Source organism: Massilia genomosp. 1, from assembly GCF_011682185.1.
GTDB lineage: Bacteria > Pseudomonadota > Gammaproteobacteria > Burkholderiales > Burkholderiaceae_D > Telluria_A > Telluria_A rubra.
The window spans coordinates 1-2,843 of sequence record NZ_WHJF01000219.1 but is presented as its reverse complement, the minus strand read 5'-3'; the positions used below and the strand labels follow the sequence as shown (position 1 = coordinate 2,843).

Annotated in this window: 2 protein-coding genes; one reads left to right on the top strand and one right to left on the bottom strand. The window is 58.9% G+C overall.

What is annotated here, in order from left to right:
• Nucleotides 1-476 precede the first annotated feature (476 nt).
• A complete protein-coding gene (locus F1735_RS32920) occupies nucleotides 477-1,061 on the bottom strand; it encodes a hypothetical protein (RefSeq protein ID WP_167241136.1) in 585 nt (194 codons plus the stop codon).
• Between the two features lie 258 nt (nucleotides 1,062-1,319).
• On the opposite strand from F1735_RS32920, the gene F1735_RS32915 reads away from it, so the two are divergent.
• The gene (locus F1735_RS32915; RefSeq protein ID WP_167241134.1) at nucleotides 1,320-2,531 is read left to right on the top strand and encodes a cation:proton antiporter; all 1,212 of its coding nucleotides are present in this window, start codon (nucleotides 1,320-1,322) and stop codon (nucleotides 2,529-2,531) included.
• Nucleotides 2,532-2,843 lie beyond the last annotated feature (312 nt).

Genomic DNA, 2,843 nt, shown 5'->3' with positions numbered 1-2,843 from the left:
TCTTTTTCGGGATGCGAGAGAGTCGAGAGGTCGGGAAGAGGGGCAAGTTTTACCATGACCGGCATCATGCCCGGATATCGGAATGTTTACAATTGCGCGTTTACAACGGTCAGGGCTAAACAGTTACAGACAATTCTTGCATATGATTTCCTCTAAAGTATGAACGCGATTTTCAGGAACTTCCGCACATTGAAAAACGCCAGAAATAGCTCGCAGTCAAGCTGACTCCGGTTCCCATGGCGCGCTTTTCAATGGATTAATAGTAAATTTCTGACGGAACATCGTCAACGTCAGAGAAACCAAATAGTGACGATCATCAAGAGCATTGAGCTGACGCGAACGAGCGATATGTCGCGACTCGTAGGATCACGTACTCAATTGCGAATGGCTCACTTAACAGGGCAGTCCATCACCGCACGCCTCCCACGGTGCGCGGCAAGCGTGTGCAAAATGGAATATAGGACCGCGACTGTTGGCTACAGCTCGGCGCTGAAAATAACGAGCAGGCCTTCGTCCAGCGCATTTTCCACTACCTTGAGCACGCTGCGCAGGTAGGTGAACAGGTAGTCGGCCGTGTCGCCCTCGTCGCCCCACACATTGGTGTCGGCATACGGGCTGGCGCTGACGTAATCGCGCGCCAGCGCCTTTTCGATATCGTCCTCGGACAGGTGGCCGAAGTCTTCCGCCTCGTAGGCGATCATGGGATTGGCCTTGAGGGCGTCGAACAAGGCATTCATCTGGGTAATGACGGCGCGCTGCTTGTCGGCATCGAGCACCTCGACCAGCGTGGTGCCGTACTCGCCGTCGAAGGCGTAGCGCTGGCCGCTGTCGGTCAGGAAGGACAATGCCGGAAAATCGAAGGCGGCCAGGATGTTCCCGACATAGTAGATCGCGTAACCGCTGCGCGTGCTGCCGAAGACATGATGGAGCTTGTCGGTGCGCGCGCAGGCAAGCGCGCCGGGACCGCGCGCCAGGGCCTCATAGTCGTCGGCGCTGGACAGTACTGGCGGAACGCTCGCGGCAGGCGCCGAAAAAATGCGGGTTTCGGATGTATGGGACATGGCAGGGTCTCGGAAGGACGGTAAACGGCGTGGCCGGCGACAACGCCAACTATACCGCAGCAAGCGTGCTGGTGAACAGCGCCCGTCGCCCGGCTGCGCGCCGGCTTGTCGTCCCAACATAGTTGTTGAACTTACTCAATTGTTGAGCTAGCATTGACTCGCGGCATTATGAAATTTTACTACATGATTTCGCCACCGCGCCCATGCAGCCCGAGGACCACACTCGCGCGCGCCATATAACAAGAACGAGACAGCCCCATGCACACAGCCATGAACACGACGGAGATCTTCCTCCTCGCGATGCTCCTGATCTTCTCCATTCCCTACCTGATCTGGCGCGTTTTCAAGACCGATTACTACGCCCCGCTGGTGGTGGTGCAGATCATCACCGGCGTCTTGCTGGGACCGGGCGTCATGGGTGCGGCGTATCCGGATTGCTACAAGTTCATCTTCAACCCCTCCGTCATGCTGGCCATGAACGGGATTGCCTGGTGGGCGGTGATGATCTTCGTGATGATCGCCGGCATCGAGCTCGACCTCAAGCAAGCCTGGGCGCACCGGCGCGAGACCACCATCACCTCCAGCCTGGCGTTGGGCGTGCCGCTGGTCTTCGGCGCCGTGGCGGCGGCCGGCATGCTCGGCTACGCCGGCTGGATCGGACCGAAAGCGATGACCTGGCAATTCGTGGTCGGGGTTGGCATGGCCTGCGCGGTGACGGCGCTGCCGATTCTCATCCTGCTGATGGAAAAGCTCGACATCCTGCGCCAGCCGATCGGCCAGCGCATCCTGCGCTACGCCAGCCTGGACGACATCGCCATCTGGGGCGTACTGGCCCTGATCCTGCTCGACTGGAACCGGGTCGGACGCCAGCTCGGCTTCCTGCTGGCCTTCGGCATCGCCACGGTCCTGTACCGACGCCTGATGGTCTGGTTGCCGGAGCGCGACCGCTGGTACGTCGGCCTGATCTGGCTGGCGCTGTGCGGTTTCGGCGCCGACTGGGCCGGTCTGCACTTCATGGTCGGCGCGTTCCTGGCCGGCGCGGTGATGGACGCGCACTGGTTCGACCAGGCCAAGATGGACCTGATGCGCCACCACGTACTGCTGGCGATCATGCCGGTGTACTTCCTCAGCACGGGGCTGCGCACCAACTGGGACATGGGCAGCGCCGCCGTGTTCATTGCGGCCGGCGTACTGCTGGTGGCCTCGGTCGGCGGCAAGCTGATCGGCGCGCACATCGCGGGCCGCATCCTCAAGTGGAAAAAGGGCGAAGCGGGCATCATTGGCTGGCTGCTGCAGACCAAGGCGCTGATCATGATCATCTTCGTCAACATCCTGCTCGACAAGCAGATCATCACCAGCGAGACCTTCACCGCCCTGCTGCTGATGGCCATTGCCAGCACGATGCTGACGGTGCCGGTGGTATATCCGAGACTGCAACGGATGAAAGAGCTCATTTTCCGCAACACCTGACGACTAAAACGCCTACCCCCGGGATCAAAATCCCTACAACCGGGGTCAGAGCTTTAATGAGAAACATTTAACATTCGGCGCAGAGCGCTACCGATTTTGACGCTGATGAACTAGCCTGTGTGTCGCTGTGCGCTTCCTTAAGAACGCCATTGCAGGCATTTCGTCGCCGCAGATTTAGCAATGTTGCTAGTGTAGTGTTGCATTCTCAGTGCTTCGTATTGAAATATCGCGGATGAGGCGCTATTCTTGTGCATCAACCAGGAGAAAGCTAATGCGAATTGCGACGGAGATTGTGCTTACCCAGGACGAGCA